Origin of the sequence: Microbacterium hibisci (genome assembly GCF_015278255.1) — a bacterium.
Taxonomy (GTDB): Bacteria; Actinomycetota; Actinomycetes; order Actinomycetales; family Microbacteriaceae; genus Microbacterium; species Microbacterium hibisci.
Genome location: NZ_JADIJC010000001.1, coordinates 696,562 through 711,977, shown reverse-complemented (window position 1 = coordinate 711,977; position 15,416 = coordinate 696,562). Strand labels below are relative to the sequence as shown.

At 71.4% G+C, this 15,416-nt stretch carries 14 protein-coding genes; 9 read left to right on the top strand and 5 right to left on the bottom strand.

Annotated elements, in window-relative coordinates:
- Nucleotides 1-17: 17 nt before the first annotated feature.
- Nucleotides 18-515 (bottom strand): DUF3515 family protein, encoded by a 498-nt coding sequence (locus IM770_RS03380; protein ID WP_203579678.1) that lies wholly within the window; start codon nt 513-515, stop codon nt 18-20.
- Nucleotides 516-572: 57 nt separating this feature from the next.
- On the opposite strand from IM770_RS03380, the gene thiL reads away from it, so the two are divergent.
- Entirely contained in the window at nt 573-1,568 is a 996-nt protein-coding gene (gene thiL, locus IM770_RS03375) for a thiamine-phosphate kinase (RefSeq protein ID WP_203579677.1), read from the top strand.
- A 57-nt stretch (nt 1,569-1,625) separates the two neighbouring features.
- Complete coding sequence (locus IM770_RS03370) at nt 1,626-3,005, top strand: serine hydrolase domain-containing protein (RefSeq protein ID WP_203579676.1); 1,380 nt, start codon at nt 1,626-1,628, stop codon at nt 3,003-3,005.
- Here IM770_RS03370 and rsmD read toward each other — a convergent pair.
- Nucleotides 2,963-3,526 carry a 16S rRNA (guanine(966)-N(2))-methyltransferase RsmD gene (gene rsmD / locus IM770_RS03365; protein WP_203579675.1) on the bottom strand — a complete coding sequence of 188 codons (564 nt, stop codon included), beginning with the start codon at nt 3,524-3,526 and terminating at the stop codon, nt 2,963-2,965. The genes IM770_RS03370 and rsmD overlap by 43 nt on opposite strands.
- 112 nt (nt 3,527-3,638) lie before the next feature.
- On the opposite strand from rsmD, the gene IM770_RS03360 reads away from it, so the two are divergent.
- The 6 genes from IM770_RS03360 (at nt 3,639) to mutM (ending at nt 8,815) form a co-directional block, all read left to right on the top strand.
- Entirely contained in the window at nt 3,639-5,801 is a 2,163-nt protein-coding gene (locus IM770_RS03360; RefSeq protein ID WP_203579674.1) for an ATP-dependent DNA helicase RecG, read from the top strand.
- A gap of 41 nt (nt 5,802-5,842) precedes the next feature.
- Nucleotides 5,843-6,340 (top strand): pantetheine-phosphate adenylyltransferase, encoded by a 498-nt coding sequence (gene coaD, locus IM770_RS03355; RefSeq protein WP_203579673.1) that lies wholly within the window; start codon nt 5,843-5,845, stop codon nt 6,338-6,340.
- 115 nt (nt 6,341-6,455) lie between these two features.
- Nucleotides 6,456-6,938 (top strand): YceD family protein, encoded by a 483-nt coding sequence (locus IM770_RS03350; RefSeq protein WP_239065615.1) that lies wholly within the window; start codon nt 6,456-6,458, stop codon nt 6,936-6,938.
- Between the two features lie 30 nt (nt 6,939-6,968).
- A complete protein-coding gene (gene rpmF / locus IM770_RS03345; RefSeq protein WP_050721097.1) occupies nt 6,969-7,178 on the top strand; it encodes a 50S ribosomal protein L32 in 210 nt (69 codons plus the stop codon).
- Between the two features lie 16 nt (nt 7,179-7,194).
- Nucleotides 7,195-7,896 carry a ribonuclease III gene (gene rnc, locus IM770_RS03340; protein WP_203579672.1) on the top strand — a complete coding sequence of 234 codons (702 nt, stop codon included), beginning with the start codon at nt 7,195-7,197 and terminating at the stop codon, nt 7,894-7,896.
- Nucleotides 7,889-8,815: a bifunctional DNA-formamidopyrimidine glycosylase/DNA-(apurinic or apyrimidinic site) lyase gene (gene mutM, locus IM770_RS03335; RefSeq protein ID WP_203579671.1), complete on the top strand. Its 927-nt coding sequence runs from the start codon at nt 7,889-7,891 to the stop codon at nt 8,813-8,815. The genes rnc and mutM overlap by 8 nt, the downstream gene beginning before the upstream one ends.
- An 11-nt stretch (nt 8,816-8,826) precedes the next feature.
- On the opposite strand, the gene IM770_RS03330 is transcribed toward mutM, so the two are convergent.
- The 3 genes from IM770_RS03330 to IM770_RS03320 all read right to left on the bottom strand — a co-directional run bounded on the left by IM770_RS03330 (nt 8,827) and on the right by IM770_RS03320 (nt 11,358).
- A complete protein-coding gene (locus IM770_RS03330) occupies nt 8,827-9,939 on the bottom strand; it encodes a GNAT family N-acetyltransferase (RefSeq protein WP_203579670.1) in 1,113 nt (370 codons plus the stop codon).
- Nucleotides 9,932-11,014 carry a GNAT family N-acetyltransferase gene (locus IM770_RS03325; protein WP_203579669.1) on the bottom strand — a complete coding sequence of 361 codons (1,083 nt, stop codon included), beginning with the start codon at nt 11,012-11,014 and terminating at the stop codon, nt 9,932-9,934. Before IM770_RS03325 ends, IM770_RS03330 begins: the two co-directional genes overlap by 8 nt.
- An 89-nt stretch (nt 11,015-11,103) precedes the next feature.
- A complete protein-coding gene (locus IM770_RS03320; RefSeq protein ID WP_203579668.1) occupies nt 11,104-11,358 on the bottom strand; it encodes a hypothetical protein in 255 nt (84 codons plus the stop codon).
- A 483-nt stretch (nt 11,359-11,841) separates the two neighbouring features.
- Here IM770_RS03320 and smc point away from each other — a divergent pair, with 483 nt between their 5' ends.
- Nucleotides 11,842-15,384: a chromosome segregation protein SMC gene (gene smc / locus IM770_RS03315; protein ID WP_203579667.1), complete on the top strand. Its 3,543-nt coding sequence runs from the start codon at nt 11,842-11,844 to the stop codon at nt 15,382-15,384.
- Nucleotides 15,385-15,416 lie beyond the last annotated feature (32 nt).

The following is a 15,416-nucleotide window of genomic DNA, read 5'->3' as shown; positions in this document are numbered from 1 at the left end:
GGTCGTCGGCGCCGCCGTCACGGAGCGGGCGTCGCCTCTTCGCGAGGCAGGCACCGGCCGTCGACGGGGAGCACGCTCACGATGGGCGACAGCGCGTCGAGCACGTCGCGGCTCGACACGCCGTTCCCCTCGTCGTCGGCCGTGGTGTCGAGGTAGATCTCGACGGCGGGAGTGCGTCCGAAGGTCGTGACGCGGAACCGTGGGGCGTCGCTGTCGTCGATGATCCAGTCCACGCCTGCCACCTCTTCACAGCGGAGCGTCGTCGGCCCGGGCGGCTCGACGCCGCACGTGAGCAGCACCTTCGACGGCTCGCCCCACGCGCCGGTCGCCTGCGCGTCGGTCCACCGCCGCGGCTGCCCGCTGACGCTGCCGGGAAGGTTCGACGTCACCTCCGCGCACAGCGCCGCATTCGCCTCGGGTGCCGGGTCGAGATCGACCGTCTGGCTGCAGCCCGTCAGGCCGGCCGCCGCGACCGCGACGAGCCCGAGGGCGACCAGGAGGGAAGGAACACGCACCGTTCCAGGCTAACCCGGCGGCGCGGTCGCTCCCGTCGGCGACGGTAGCGTGGTCGTGTGGTCGACGAGCGCAGGGATCCGACGGTGGGCGAGCTCAGCGAGGGACGCATCCTGCGGCGGATCCTCGAGCGGCTCGGCGAGTCGAACGCGCTGGTGGGGCCGGGCGACGATGCCGCCGTCATCGCGGCCGCCGACGGCCGGGTGGTCGCGACCGTCGACACGCTCGTGCACGGTCCGGATTTCCGCGTGGCGTGGTCGAGCGCATTCGACCTCGGCTACAAATCCGCCGCGGTGAACCTCGCCGACGTCGCCGCGATGGGCGCCACGCCCACCGCGCTCCTCGTCGCTCTCGCCATGCCGGACGCGACGCGGCTGTCATTCGTCACCGGCCTCGCCGACGGCCTGCGCGCGGCGTGCCGCGATCTGGCCCCCGGCTGTCGCGTCGAGGGCGGCGACCTCACCGTCTCCGATACGCTCACCGTCGCCGTGACGGCGCTGGGCGCTCTCGCGGGCCGTCCGCCCGTGCTGCGGTCAGGTGCTGCGGCCGGTGACATCGTCGCGGTCGCAGGGGAACTCGGACGCGCCGCGCGCGGTCTGCGGACCCTGTTCGAGCGGTTCACGGATGCCGAGGGCCGGCCGATCCCGGTCGACGAGAGCGTGCTGGGGGCGGAGGAGCTCGCCGACCTGGCGGCGCAGCTGCGGCCGTCCCCGCCGGTGTGGCTCGGCCCCGAGGCGGCGGACGCCGGAGCGACCGCGATGATGGACGTGTCGGACGGGCTCGTGCTCGACGCCTCCCGGTTGGCGGCGGCGTCGGGCGTCACCGTCGCCCTCGAGTCGCCGCTCCTCGGCCGCGACCCCGCTTCCGCCCTCGCCGGCGGCGAGGACCATGCGCTGCTGGCGACCTTCCCGCCCGATCGCGTGCTGCCGCACGGGTTCGAACGCGTCGGCCTGGTGCGGCCCCAGGGTGACGAGCCCGTGCTGGTCGACGGTCGGCCGTTCGAGGGACGAGGCGGCTGGGATCCATACCGGGACTGGGACGCGGGCACGGGCTGAGGCGCCGGATCGGCGGCGACCTCCCGCGATGTCGCGGGAGAACGCTACGGTGACACGGTGACCCACCTGCTTCCCCGCTCGACGCCCGAGCTCCAGTCCGTGCCGGCTGCGGCGATCTCGCGGCTGATCTCCGCCCTGGACGGGATCGACCAGCTCCACACGCTGACCGTGGTGCGACACGGCCACGTCATCGCCGAGGCGACCTGGGCGCCCTATCAGCGGGAGCTGCCGACAGCGATGTACTCGGTGAGCAAGAGCTTCACGTCCATCGCCGTCGGGCTCGCCGTCTCGGAAGGCCTGCTCGCGGTGGACGACCGCGTCGTCGATCTGATCCCCGAATTCGCTCCCGAGCATCCTTCCGAGCACCTGCGCGCGCTGCGCGTGCGCCACCTGCTCACGATGACCACCGGCCACAGCGAGGAGCCGCCGCTGTGGGAGGGGGACTGGGTGCGTGCCGCCCTCGCGGCCGATCTGCCGTACGAGCCGGGGACGCACTGGCTCTACAACACCCCCGCGACGCACGTGCTGTCGCAGATCGTGCAGGTGCGGACCGGACAGCGACTGCTCGACTATCTCCGCCCGCGTCTGTTCGACCCGCTGGGCTTCCGAGACCCGCTCTGGCAGCAGAGCCCGGCCGGCGTCGACGCGGGCGGGTTCGGCCTGTTCATCCGGCCGGAGGAGCTGGCAGCTTTCGGCCAGCTGCTCCTCGACGGGGGTGTCTGGCGGGGGCGCAGACTCGTGCCCGCCGAGTGGATCGACCAGGCGACCAGCAAGCAGGTCGCCAACGAGCCGGGCGACCGGGACTGGAACCAGGGCTACGGCTTCCAGTTCTGGAGGTGCCGCCACGGCGCCTACCGCGGCGACGGCGCGTTCGGCCAATACGTCGTCGTCCTCCCGGAACACGACGCGGTGGTCGCGATCACCGGAGGGCTGCCCGACATGCAGCAGCCCCTGGACGCGATCTGGGAGTTCCTGCTGCCCGCGTTCGACTTGCCGGCGCCGGCGCCGGCGCCGGCGGCGGCGGTGGACCTGCCCACGCCCGTCCCGGCAGTGGGCGGAGAGCTCCGCCCACAGTCGGTCGCGTACGAGTACGACGGCGTGATCCGGTCGCTGCGCGTGGCGGAAGGGGTGGTCGAGATCGACGGCCGGCAGCTCCGCTGCGTCCCGGACTCGTGGTCGATCGGGGAGTTCCCCGAGGACCCGTCGGTCGATCGGTTCTGGTACGGCGATCAGGTGGCGATCTCGGGCGGCTGGAAAGGCGAGACGTTCACGGCGGACGTGCGACTGCTGCAGGACGCGTCGACCTTCCGGCTGGTGCTCGACGGCAGCGGGCACCTTCGCGTCACGCGCGATGTGGGCTTCGACGGCACCGAGGTGTGGGAGGGGGATCCGGCTCAGTCCGACGTGGTCGCCCACCACAGCGCGGTGTCGCCGTAGCGCTTCCCGCGCGTGGCCGTGAGGCCGTCGGGCAGCGAGGGCTCGGGGGAGCGCGAGGCGCGTTCGATGACGACGTCCGCGCCTGGGCCGAGGAGAGGCACCAGCAGCGCGAGCGTCGAGGCGAGCTCGGTCTCGCCGACGTCGTAGGGCGGATCGAGGAACACCAGGTCGAACGGCCCTCTCGCGGCCCGCAGGAACGCGTCGGCCGACGAGCGATGCACGCGGATCACCGCGTCGGTCCCCACGGCTTTGGTGACGCGGGCGGCGTTGCGCTGTGCGACGGTCGCCGCCTTGGGGGACTTCTCGACGAGGTCGGCGGAGGCCGCACCGCGGCTGACCGCCTCGAGGGCGAGGGCACCGGAGCCGGCGTAGAGATCCAGCACCGCCGCGCCGCGGAGAGCGTCGGAGGACTCGAGCGCGCCGAACAGCGACTCCCGGACGCGATCGCTGGTGGGGCGGGTGCCGGCGTCGGGGACATCGAGCGAGAGGGAGCCCGCACGGCCGGCGATGATGCGCGTCACTCCTTCACGATATCGGTCGTGCCGGGCGCGCCGGCCGGGACGCCGCCGGCCGATCGCCATGCACCTCGTGGGCGGCGCGCGAGACGTCGCCGGGCGAACCTAGACTCATGGCGTGGCCTCCTTCACCCTCGACTCGAGCCTCGGCGGCGCGATCGGCGGCAAGACGGCGTCCGCACTCGAGCGCGCCTTCGGGATGACCACGGTCGGCGACCTGCTCGTCCACTATCCCCGTCGCTACGCCCGCCACGGCGAGCTGACACCGATCTCGACGCTGCCGCTCGGCGAGCCGGTGACGATCGTCGCCGAGGTCCGCCGCGTCAGCGAACGACGCATGAAGAACCGCAACGGGTCGCTGCTCGAGGTCGTGATCAGCGACGGCAACGGCGAGATGTCGCTGACGTTCTTCAACCAGTCGTGGCGCGTTCGCGACCTGCAGCCCGGCAGACAGGGAATCTTCGCGGGCAAGGTGGGGATCTACAAGGGCGTGCAGCAGCTCGCCCACCCCGACTACGAGCTCTTCGAAGACGCGGACACCGCGCGGATGAAGGTGCAGGCCAACGCCAACCTGCCCATCCCGATCTATCCGGCGACGAGCACGGTCGCCAGCTGGCAGCTGCAGAAGACGGTGGAGCTGGTCCTGGACGGCCTCGGCGAGATCCCCGAGCCGCTCACGGAAGAGCTGCGCGCACGCTACGGCCTCATCGACGCCCGCACGGCGGTCGAGCACATCCACCGCCCGACCGACTTCAGCCAGATCGAGCCGGCACGGGCGACGCTGCGCATGCAGGAGGCATTCGTCCTCCAGGTGGCGCTCCTGCAGCAGCGGCAGTTCGTCCGGGCCCTGTCGGCGACGAAGCGCCCACCGGGCTCGCTGCTCGAGCGGTTCGACGCGGCGCTTCCGTTCCCGCGCACGCCCGACCAGATCTCAGTCGGCGACGACGTCGCGCGCGACCTCGAGGGGGACTGGCCCATGAACCGCCTCGTCCAGGGCGAGGTCGGCTCGGGAAAGACGCTGGTCGCGCTCCGTGCGATGCTTCAGGTCGCGCAGTCCGGTGGCCAGTCGGCGCTCATCGCGCCCACCGAGGTGCTCGCCGCGCAGCACGTGCGCTCGATCGCCCGCATGCTCGGGCCGCAGCTGGCGCCGGAGCTCATGCCGACGCTCCTCACCGGGCAGCTTCCCGCGGCCGAGCGCCGAAAGGCGGCGCTGCGGGCAGCGTCGGGGCAGGCGCTCATCGTCGTCGGCACGCACGCCCTCCTGAGCGAGAGCACGACCTTCGCCGATCTCGGATTGGTCGTGGTCGACGAACAGCACCGCTTCGGCGTCGAGCAGCGGGAGTCGCTCCGCGCCAAGGGTTCCTCGCCGCACGCGCTGGTGCTGACGGCGACGCCGATCCCGCGCACGGTGGCGATGACCGTGTTCGGCGATCTGGACGTCTCCACGATCCGCACGATGCCGGCTGGGCGCGCCGGCATCGAGACCTACGTCGCGCCGCTGGCGGAGCGCTCGAGCTGGTTCGGGCGCGTGTGGGAGCGCATCGCCGAAGAGGTGGCTCAGGGCCGTCAGGCGTTCGTCGTCTGCGCCGCGATCGACGCGGAGAAGCTCACGAAGGACGACACCGCGGACGAACCGGCCGGCGACACCGGCGGCGAGGCCAGCCGTACCCGCTGGGGCGTCGTGCAGGTCGCGGAGCTGCTGTCGCGGCATCCGTCGTTCTCCGGCATCCGGGTCGAGATCCTGCACGGGAAGATGCCGTCGGACGAGAAGGATGCCGTGATGCAGGCCTTCGCCCGCGGCGACGTCGACGTGCTCGTGGCGACCACCGTCGTCGAGGTGGGCGTCGATGTGCCGAACGCGTCCACCATGGCGATCCTCGAGGCCGACCGCTTCGGCGTGTCGCAGCTGCATCAGCTGCGGGGACGCGTCGGCCGCGGCGGGGTGCCCGGCCTGTGCCTGCTCGTGACGGAGGCGCCGCTCGGGACGCCCGCGCGGGAGCGGGTGGATGCCGTCGCCTCGACCCTCGACGGCTTCGCGCTGGCGGAGGTCGACCTCGAGCTGCGCGGCGAGGGCGACGTGCTCGGCGACGCGCAGTCCGGCGCCCGGTCGTCGCTGCGGCTGCTGCGGGTCGTGAAGGACGCCGACATCATCTCCGAGGCGCGCGTCGCCGCCGAGCAGCTGCTCGCCGACGATCCCGCTCTGCTGCGGCACCCCGGCCTGGCCGCGGCCCTCGAGCGGAACGTCAGCATGGCCGAGCGCGCGGCGCTCGCGAAGAACTGAGGCGGCGGGACGGTGCTGCGGCGGCCACTAGGCTGGTCGGCATGAGCAGCCGGATCGCCGTCGTCCCGGGATCGTTCGATCCGCCGACCCTCGGTCATCTCGACGTGATCCGGCGCGCGGCGTCGCTGTACGACCAGCTCCACGTGCTCGTGGTCCACAACCCCGGCAAGGAGGCGATGCTGCCGATCGCGCAGCGTCAGGCGCTCCTCGAGCAGTCGATCGCCGAGACCGACATCGACGGCGAGGTCATCGTCGCCTCGTGGAGCGTGGGTCTGCTGGTGGACTACGCGACGGACGTCGGGGCCTCCGTGCTCGTGAAGGGCATCCGCTCGCAGGTCGACGTCGCCTACGAGACGCCCATGGCGATCGTCAACCGTCACCTCGCGCATGTGGAGACGGTGTTCCTGCTTCCCGACCCGGCGCACGCGCTCGTGTCGAGCTCGCTGGTGCGCCAGGTGGCCTCACTGGGCGGCGACGTCTCGCCGTTCGTCCCGCCGGCCGTCGCCCGCTTCCTCGACACCGGCGCGCGCGGCATCTGAGCCGCCCTCGAAGCCCGGCCCCGCCGGCCGCGGCTAGGCTGGAGTCGTGGTCAGAAAGAATGTGACGGGTCCCTTCGTCCTCCCGGTCCGCGACATCGTCCACCGTCCCGGCGAGATGCGCGAGCACACCATCGACATGCCCGCTCCCGACAAGTGGGGCGAGGGTCTCGTAGCCGTCCCGGAGGGCGAGCCGGTCGCGATCGACGTGCGACTCGAATCGGTGCACGAGGGGATTCTGGCCTCCGGCGAGGTCGACACCGAGTACACCGGCATCTGCAGCCGCTGCCTCACCGACATCGCCGAGCGGGTCGAAGTCGAGTTTCAGGAGCTTTTCGCGTATCCTGGGGAGGACGAAGCTGACTTCGAGGTTCAAGACGACCACGTGGATCTTGAAACTCTGGTCAGGGAAGCGGTCGTCCTGTCGCTTCCATTTCAGCCGGTGTGTCAGCCGGATTGCCCCGGCCTCGATCCGGCCACGGGCGAGCGGCTGACCGAGAACGCCGGATCGCAGCAGAGCGAGCCTCTCGATCCACGATGGGCTGCGCTCCAGGACTTCACCACGACCAACGACGACGAATCACCGCGCTCCCGCGGCTGACCGCGTCGAGAACACAGAGAAGAGCAAGCCATGGCAGGCAACCCCCCGAAGCGGAAGGTCTCCCGTTCCAATACGCGCTCGCGTCGCGCGCAGTGGAAGGCCGAGGCGCCCGCCCTCGTCAAGACCGTCGAGAACGGCAAGGTCGTCTACAGCCGTCCGCACCAGGCGAAGGTCGTCACCGACTCGCAGGGCACTGAGCTGTTCCTCGAGTACAAGGGCCGCAAGGTCGCCGACGTCTGATCGTCGCGCACCTGACGTGACCGACGTCGCTGCCGAGCGCATTCCGCTCGCAGACCTCACACAGAAGCTCGGAGTCGATATCGACCCCGAGCTTCTGTCGCTGGCGCTCACCCACCGTTCCTGGGCGTACGAGAACGGCCAGGTGCCGCACAACGAGCGTCTCGAGTTCCTCGGCGACTCCGTCCTCGGGCTCGCCGTCACGGTGCGCCTGTTCACCGGTCACCCCGAGCTCGAAGAGGGCGCGCTCGCGAAGCGGCGTGCCAGCGTCGTCTCGACGGTCGCGCTGGCCGAGATCGCGCGGGGAATCGGCCTCGGGGAGCACCTGCTGCTCGGCCGCGGCGAGATCCTCACGGGTGGGCGCGACAAGGACTCGATCCTCGCCGACACGATGGAGGCGATCTTCGGGGCGACCTACCTCGCGTCAGGAGCGGATGCCGCCACCGGCCTGGTGCTGCGGCTCGTCGAGCCCCTCCTCGCCGACCCCGAGCGCTACGGCGCGGCGATGGATCCGAAGACGGCGCTGCAGGAGCTCGCCGCGCGCGGAGCGCTGCTGCCGCCGGCCTACTCCGTCACCTCCACCGGACCCGACCACGACCGGCGCTTCACCGCGACAGTGACGGTCGGCGACCTCACCGCCGAAGGCGCCGGCACCAGCAAGAAGCACGCCGAGATGGCCGCCGCGCTCACCGCGTGGCGCGAACTCAGCGGACGTGCCTGAGCTTCCCGAGGTCGAGGTCGTCCGCGCCGGCCTCGCCCCTGCCGTCACCGGCGCCCTGGTCCTCGGCGTCACCGCGACCGACGAGCGCGCGCTGACGCGACACCTCGGCGACGGCGCCGACTTCGAAACCAGGCTGACGGGACGCGTGGTGAGCGCCGCGGCCCGGCGGGGGAAGTTCCTGTGGCTCCCGCTGCAGCCCCGCGTCGGCGACGGACCGGCCGAAGAAGCCGTCGTCGGGCACCTCGGCATGAGCGGGCAGATGCTCCTGCGTCCGCCGGGCGCCGCCCCGGAGCGGCATGAGCGCGTGCGGTTCGACCTGGCGCACCCGGTCCACGGCGAGCTCTCGGTGGTCTTCGCCGACCAGCGCACCTTCGGCTCTCTCGCCATCGACTCGCTCGTGACCACGCCCGACGGCGCGCCCGGCGGATACGGGTGGGGCGAGGCATCCGTCCCCTCCCAGGTGGCGCACATCGCGCGCGACCCGCTGGATCCGGCCTTCTCCGACGTAGGATTCCGGCGCGCCCTCGCGCGCAAGGAGTCGGCGATCAAGCGGGTGCTCCTCGACCAGACGGTCGTGAGCGGCGTCGGCAACATCTACGCCGACGAGTCGCTCTGGGCCGCGCGCATCCATCCCGAGACGTCCGCGCGGGCGCTTTCGACGCGTGCGGTGAACCGTCTGCTCGCCGAGGTGCGTCACGTGCTCGACAAGGCTCTCGCCGAGGGCGGCACCAGCTTCGACGCGCAGTACGTCAACGTCAACGGGCAGGCCGGCTACTTCGCGCACTCGCTCAACGCGTACGGCCGCACCGGGGAGCCGTGTCCCCGATGCGGCCGTCCCATCGTGCGCGTGTCGTTCACGAACCGCTCGAGCCACTTCTGCGCCCACTGTCAGCGAGCGCCGCGGCATCGAACGACCTGATCGCGCGACGATCAGAGGTCGAGCACCTTCTTCCACGCGCCCGCGTACGAGGCGGGGACGAAGCCGATCGTCTCGTTGATGTCGAGCATGTGGCGGTTCTCCTCCGCGTTGAACGTCGAAACCCGAGGCGATTCGGGCACGAGTTCGCGCCAGCGGAGCAGGTTCGCGCACTTGACGATCGTGCCCAGGCGGTGCCCCCGGTGCTCCTTGACCACCAGCGTCCCGAACTGCTGTGTCGCGCCGCTGTGATCCTCGGCGATGGCCAGCTCGTTGTAGGCGGCGACCCGGCCGGTCGGCACATGCACCACCACCGCCACCGAGACGGTCAGCCCCTGCGCCTGCAGTCGCGCGTCGCGACGTGTGACACGGGCGGCATCCCAGTGCTGCTCGTCGATCACCAAGCCACCCGCAGGCACATCGGTCGACATGCGCGACAGCGCATAGGCGAATCCGTCGACGTATTCGGGCGGTGTGGGCGAGGTCCAGGTGACCGACCGGTACTCGTCGCCTGCTGCTGCCAGGGCGTCGGCGTGCATGCGCTCCACCAGCGAGAAGTCTCCCGTCAGGTCGAACACGCTGTTGCGCTCGACCTGCTCCAGGGTGAATCCGTTCGCGAGCTGGAACCGCGTCTGCGGGTCCGATGCAGGGATCGAGCCCCACGCCGTCGACGGCGCGAGACGCTCGCCGCCGGCGTCCGGCCGGTGCAGCGTCCACGTCTGGATCGTGGCCAGTCGGCGCTCACGCGCCTCTCGCTCGACCTCCGCGAGGAGAAGCTCCTCGACGCCTTCTGCGCGGTGCGGCGGATCGACCATCAAGTCGAATTCCACCGTGCTCGCGTCGGCCTCGGTCGAGATCATGAGCTTGACGGCCCCGAGCATCTCGTCGCCACGGAGGGCGGCGAAGCCGAGCTGGGTCCAGTCGGTCTGGTCCTGCCAGGAGCCGAGCATCTCGTCCGGCTCTTCGTGGAGGTAGTCGTGTCCCGCGTCGTGCAGGCATACCGCATTGGCGATCCGCACCATCTCGAGGAACAGGCGCGCGTCGCCGGCGTCCGTCGACTCCGGAACCGGGATCCTCTCGATCGTCAGCGGCGGGGCCTGCGCGGTGGTTTCGGCCACGTCAGTCATCGAGCACCTTCTTCCATGCGCCGACGTACGCGATCGGAGCGAAGCCGATCGCCTCGTTGATGTCCAGCATGGGCCTGTTCTCCTCTGCGTTGTAGGTGACGACTCGATCCGAGTCGGGGGCCACGTCGCGCCAGGACAGGAGCCCCGCGCACTTGACCAGCGTGCCCAGCCGGTGCCCGCGGTGCTCTTTGAGGACCAGGGTGTCCTCCTGGTGGCTGGTCGCGGAGCGGTCCTTGCCGATCACGAGCTCATTGAAGGCGCACAGCTCGCCGCTCTCGATGTGCTGCGCCGCGGTGACCTGGAGCGTGCGGCCCGACGACGTGTAGCGGGCGTCGTGCTCGGCGATGCGGGCGGCGTCCCAGGTCTCCTCGTCGAACTCGAGAGCCGCCGACGGCGTGTCCGTCGACATGCGCGACTTCATCCAGGCGTACCCGTCGACGAACTGCTCGGGCGTCGGAGCGACCCACTGCACGACGCGGTACTGCGGCGAGGCGGCTTTCGCGTCGGCGAGAAGGCGTTCGACGAGGTCGAACGAGCCCTTGAGGTCGAACGCGCTGTTGCGCTCCACCTGCTCGAGCATGTAGCCGTGGCGGAGGTAGAAGCGGGCGATGTGATCCTCAGGGATCTCGCCGAAGCCGGTCGGCGGAGCGAGGTGCGGACCGGGCGCCGCCGGGTGCTCGGCCATCGACTGCAGCACCGTGCGCCCGTGCTCACGCGCCGTGCGCTCGACGAGCTCGTAGGCGGCGGAGCCGATGCCGCGTCCCCAGGTCTCGCGCAGCAGCTCGACGAGCCAGAACGCGCCCTTCGAGTCGGACTCGTGCGGGAGGTCTACGCCGACGCGGCCGATCATCCTGTCGTCGTCGAAGACCACCCAGGCCAGTCGTGTCTCGTAGTCGCTGGGCTGGTAGTGGGGGAGCAGTTCGTCCGCGGTCATGGTGTTGTCGTCGTGTCCGGAGATCTCGCGGTAGATCTCGTTGCGCACGCGCGTCATCTCGACGAAGTCGGCGGCGTCGGGGTCGTCGATGGTGGCCGGTACGGCGAGCGGCCGGAACTCGATTCCGGTGATGGTGGTCATTTTCGGTGCGTCCTTGCGTTGCGAGTGGATGTGGGTCGTGTCAAGGGGTGGGTCCGCCGCCCACTGAGGGGCGGCGGACCCGAGGACTGTCACAGCGGGTGCGCGAGGAGGACCCCGCGGAGGTAGGCCAGCCTGCGGGCCTCCTCCTCCTGCTGCTGCCGGTAGGCCGAAGCGTGCCGGTGGCGATCGTCGGCGAACCGCGTGCGCTGTGCGCTCCACAGAAGCAGCCGGAGGCCGACATGCAGGGCCAGGCGGTCGAGGAGCGAGATGCGGTCGTCGCGGCTCGGGAGCCGCAGCGTATCGGGAAGGCCCGAGGGGCGCTGCGGCGCGTGCAGAGTGTTCATGATTGCTCTTTCGTGTGGGAAGGATGCCTCGGGCGAGCGCCGGAGGCGGAGATGCCGTGCCGCAGCACGACGGGTCGGAGATGCAGGGGGAGCGCGCTCAGCACCGCGATGCGGGTGCGGCGCAGCAGACAGGTCGCGCCCGGAAGCGGGCAGACTCGGCCCCTGCGGGGATCAGATGGCGGCGGGGAAGCGGCCGCTCAGCACAGCGCCGAAGGAGACGGTCCCCGACGCGACGGCACGAATCGCTCCGCCATCACGGGCGGCGATTCCAGTGGGATTCATCAGCATCATCGGGGGACCTCCTTTCTCGACTTCAGACGCAGAGAGTGACGCTAGCGTGCCCGGGATACCCGCGTCAAGCTTTCTCGCAGATTCGGTGATCTCATGGCGTGTCGCGATCGCGTCGGCCCGGCCCGTCGGCCCGGTATCGGCGTCCCGCTCCGGTAGCGTAGGCGGGTAAACGAGCCGGGGTGGGGGCGTGCCATGCACCTGAAGAGCCTGACGCTCAAAGGGTTCAAGTCGTTCGCCCAGCCGACGACCTTCGCCCTCGAGCCGGGTGTCACCTGCATCGTCGGTCCGAACGGCTCGGGCAAGTCCAATGTCGTCGACGCGCTCGCCTGGGTCATGGGGGAGCAGGGCGCCAAGACTCTCCGCGGCGGCAAGATGGAGGACGTCATCTTCGCCGGCACCGCCACCCGCGGCCCGCTCGGTCGCGCGGAGGTGCAGCTCACGATCGACAACAGCGACGGCGCGCTTCCGATCGAGTACTCCGAGGTGACGATCTCGCGCACGCTTTTCCGCAACGGCACGAGCGAGTACGCCATCAACGGCGAGCCGTGTCGCCTGCTGGATGTGCAGGAGCTCCTGAGCGATTCCGGTCTCGGTCGCGAGATGCACGTCATCGTCGGCCAGGGCCGCCTCGACAGCGTGCTGCAGGCGACGCCGGAAGACCGTCGGGGGTTCATCGAGGAGGCGGCCGGCATCCTCAAGCACCGTCGCCGCAAAGAGAAGACGCTGCGCAAGCTCGACGCGATGGAGACGAACCTCACGCGCCTCAGCGACCTGGCGGGCGAGCTCCGACGGCAGCTCAAGCCGCTGGGACGGCAGGCCGAGATCGCCCGTGAGGCGGCCACGATCGCCGCGGTCGTCCGCGACGCCAAGGCGCGGCTCTTCGCGGACGAGCTCGTCGGGCTTCGCGCCGAGCTCGCCTCGCACGCGCAGAGCGAGCAGGAGCGCCACGCGGAGCGGCTGGTGCTGCAGGAGCGGCTCGACAACGCCCGCGTGCGGATCGAGCAGCTCGAGAGCGATCAGCGTTCCGAGGCAGTCGACCGCGCGCGTCGCGTGGCGCACGGGCTCGAGCGGGTGCAGGAGCGACTCCGCAGCCTGTACGCGCTGGCCGGTCAGCGGCTGGCGCTGCTCGGCGACGCCGAGGATGAGGGGCGCATCGAGCTGACGACGGTCTCGCAGGCGATGATCGATGAGGCGCGCGGCGAGATCGACGAGGTCTCGGACGGACTCGGCGCCGCGCAGGACGCCGCTGCCGAGGCCGCACGCGAGGTGACGCGCGCGCGGGCCGAGCTCGATGCGCTCGACACCGACATCGCGGCGCAGAGTGCGCTGGTGTCGGAGCACGACATGCGCATCACCGCGCTGCGCGGCACCGCGGAGGCCGCGGCCTCCGCTCTGGCCGCGGTGCGTGGCGCGGTCGAGCGGCAGCAGCGGGCGCTCGATGCCGCACTCGTACGCCGTGCCGACGCCGAGGAGATCCTCGCCGGCGTCGACCCCGACCTCGTGCCCGAGGGATCGTCGGCCGATCAGGCCGCGGCCTACGAGCGGGCGCAGCGCGATGCCGCCGAGGCGGAGGCCGAGACGGCGTCGCTGCGTGAGCGGCTCCACGCCGCCGAGAGGGAGCGCGAGGCGCTGACCGCGCAGACGACGGCCCTCAGCCGCGCGCTCGATGTGAAGAACGGCGCCTCGGCGCTGATCGCCGACGAGCATGCCGGTGTCCGTGGCCTGGTGGGCGACGCGGTCCAGGTGAGAGCGGGCTTCGAGGCCGCGATCGCCGCGGTCCTCGGACCGATCGCCGAGGGTGTGCTCGTCGACGACCGCGCGAGCGCGTTCGCCCTGGCGGATGCCGCACGGGAGGCCGACGCCGGCCTCGTCGACATCGTCATCGCCGACGCGGGGACGATGCGGCCGACCTTCCCGGAGATCGCGGGCGTGACGGCGGCCCGCGAGGTCGTGACCGCGCCCGAAGGCGTGCTCAGCCTGCTCTCGTACGTGGTCGTGGCAGACGATCTCGATACCGCGCGCGCGGCGGGGGCGGCGCTGGCCGACGCCGCGTCGGGTGGCCCGATCACCGTCGTCACGCGCCGCGGCGAGGTCTACACCCGATCCTCGCTGCGGGCGGGCTCGGGGGCGTCGCGATCGCGGCTGGAGCTGGCGGCGGAACGGGATGCCGCAGCCGAGCGCCGCGACGAGATCGCCGTGGTGGCCGGCTCACTGCGGGAGGCGTTGGGCGACGCGACCCGCGAGCTCGAGGCCGCCCGGCACCGGACGAAGACCGCGCTCGCGACGCTGCGCGAATACGACGCCGCCCTGGCCGCACATGCCGAGCAGGTCAACCGCGCCACCGTCCGCCACGAGGCAGCGGTGGCGGAGTGCGACCGGCTCGCCGCCGGCGTGGCGCAAGCGGCCGCAGCGGTCGAAGACGCCGAGGCCTCCGCGCGGTCGGCGGACGATCAGCTCACGGCAGCGCTCGAAGCGCCGCGGCCGATCCTCGATGCCTCGGCCCGCGAGGGCATGCTCGCCGCGCTCGAAGAGGCGCGTGACGCCGAGATGCGCGCCCGTCTCGACGTCGAGACACTGCGCGAGCGCATCCGCGCCGGTGAAGCGCGCGTCGTCGCCCTGGAACGTCAGCGCGAACGGGAGCGCGGGGCGGCCGCCGAAGCCGCGCGCCGTGCCGTGATCCGGCGCGCCCAGCGCGAGATCGCCGCCGGAGTGGCCGGCCAGCTGCCCGCGGTCATCGACTCGGTGGACCGCTCCCTCGCGCAGGCGCGCGCGGAACTCGTCGCAGCCGAAGCCGAGCGCACCGCTGTCAGCGCCGAGCTCGGTCAGCTGCGGGCTCAGGAGTCCTCGGTGCGCGAGCGGCTGGCGAGCCTCACGGAGAGCGTCCACAGCCTCGAGCTCCAGATCCACGAGAAGCGGCTTCACGTCACCGGCCTGCTCGAACGCGTCCAGTCCGAATTGAGTCTCGACGAAGACATTCTCATTTCGGAATATGGTCCTGACCAGCCTGTGCCGGCCGCGGGGTCCGGTGCCACTCCGACTGAGGGCGACGGGCAGGAAGCGGCATCCGTCCCCTACGACCGCGCGGCGCAGCGCCGGAGGCTGCAGGAGGCGGAGCGGAAGCTCGCGCAGCTCGGTCGCGTCAATCCGCTCGCTCTCGAAGAGTTCGAGGCCCTCGAGCAGCGGCACAAGTTCATGACGGAGCAGCTGGCCGACCTCACGCAGACGCGCAAGGACCTGCTGACGATCATCGAGGAGCTCGACGAGCGGATGCAGTCGATCTTCCTCGCCGCGTTCGAAGACACGAAGGTCGCGTTCGGCGAGGTCTTCCCCATCCTCTTCCCCGGGGGCACGGGGTCGATCTCGCTGACCGACCCGGATGCACCGCTCACCACGGGCATCGAGGTCGCGGTGCGGCCGGTGGGCAAGAAGATCGAGCGGCTGTCGCTCCTGTCGGGCGGCGAGCGCTCCCTGGCGGCCGTGGCGCTCCTCACCGCGATCTTCAAGGCGCGGCCGAGTCCCTTCTACATCCTCGACGAGGTCGAGGCGGCCCTCGACGATGCCAACCTCGGGCGGCTGCTCGGCGTCTTCGAACAGCTGCGGGCGTCCAGCCAGCTCATCGTCATCACGCACCAGAAGCGCACGATGGAGATCGCCGACGCGCTGTACGGGGTCTCGATGCGCCAGGACGGCGTCTCGGCCGTGGTCGGCCAGCGGGTCGGCGAGCGCGTCGCGTGACGGCATCCGTCCGTCGCTCGCCCGCCCCGGCG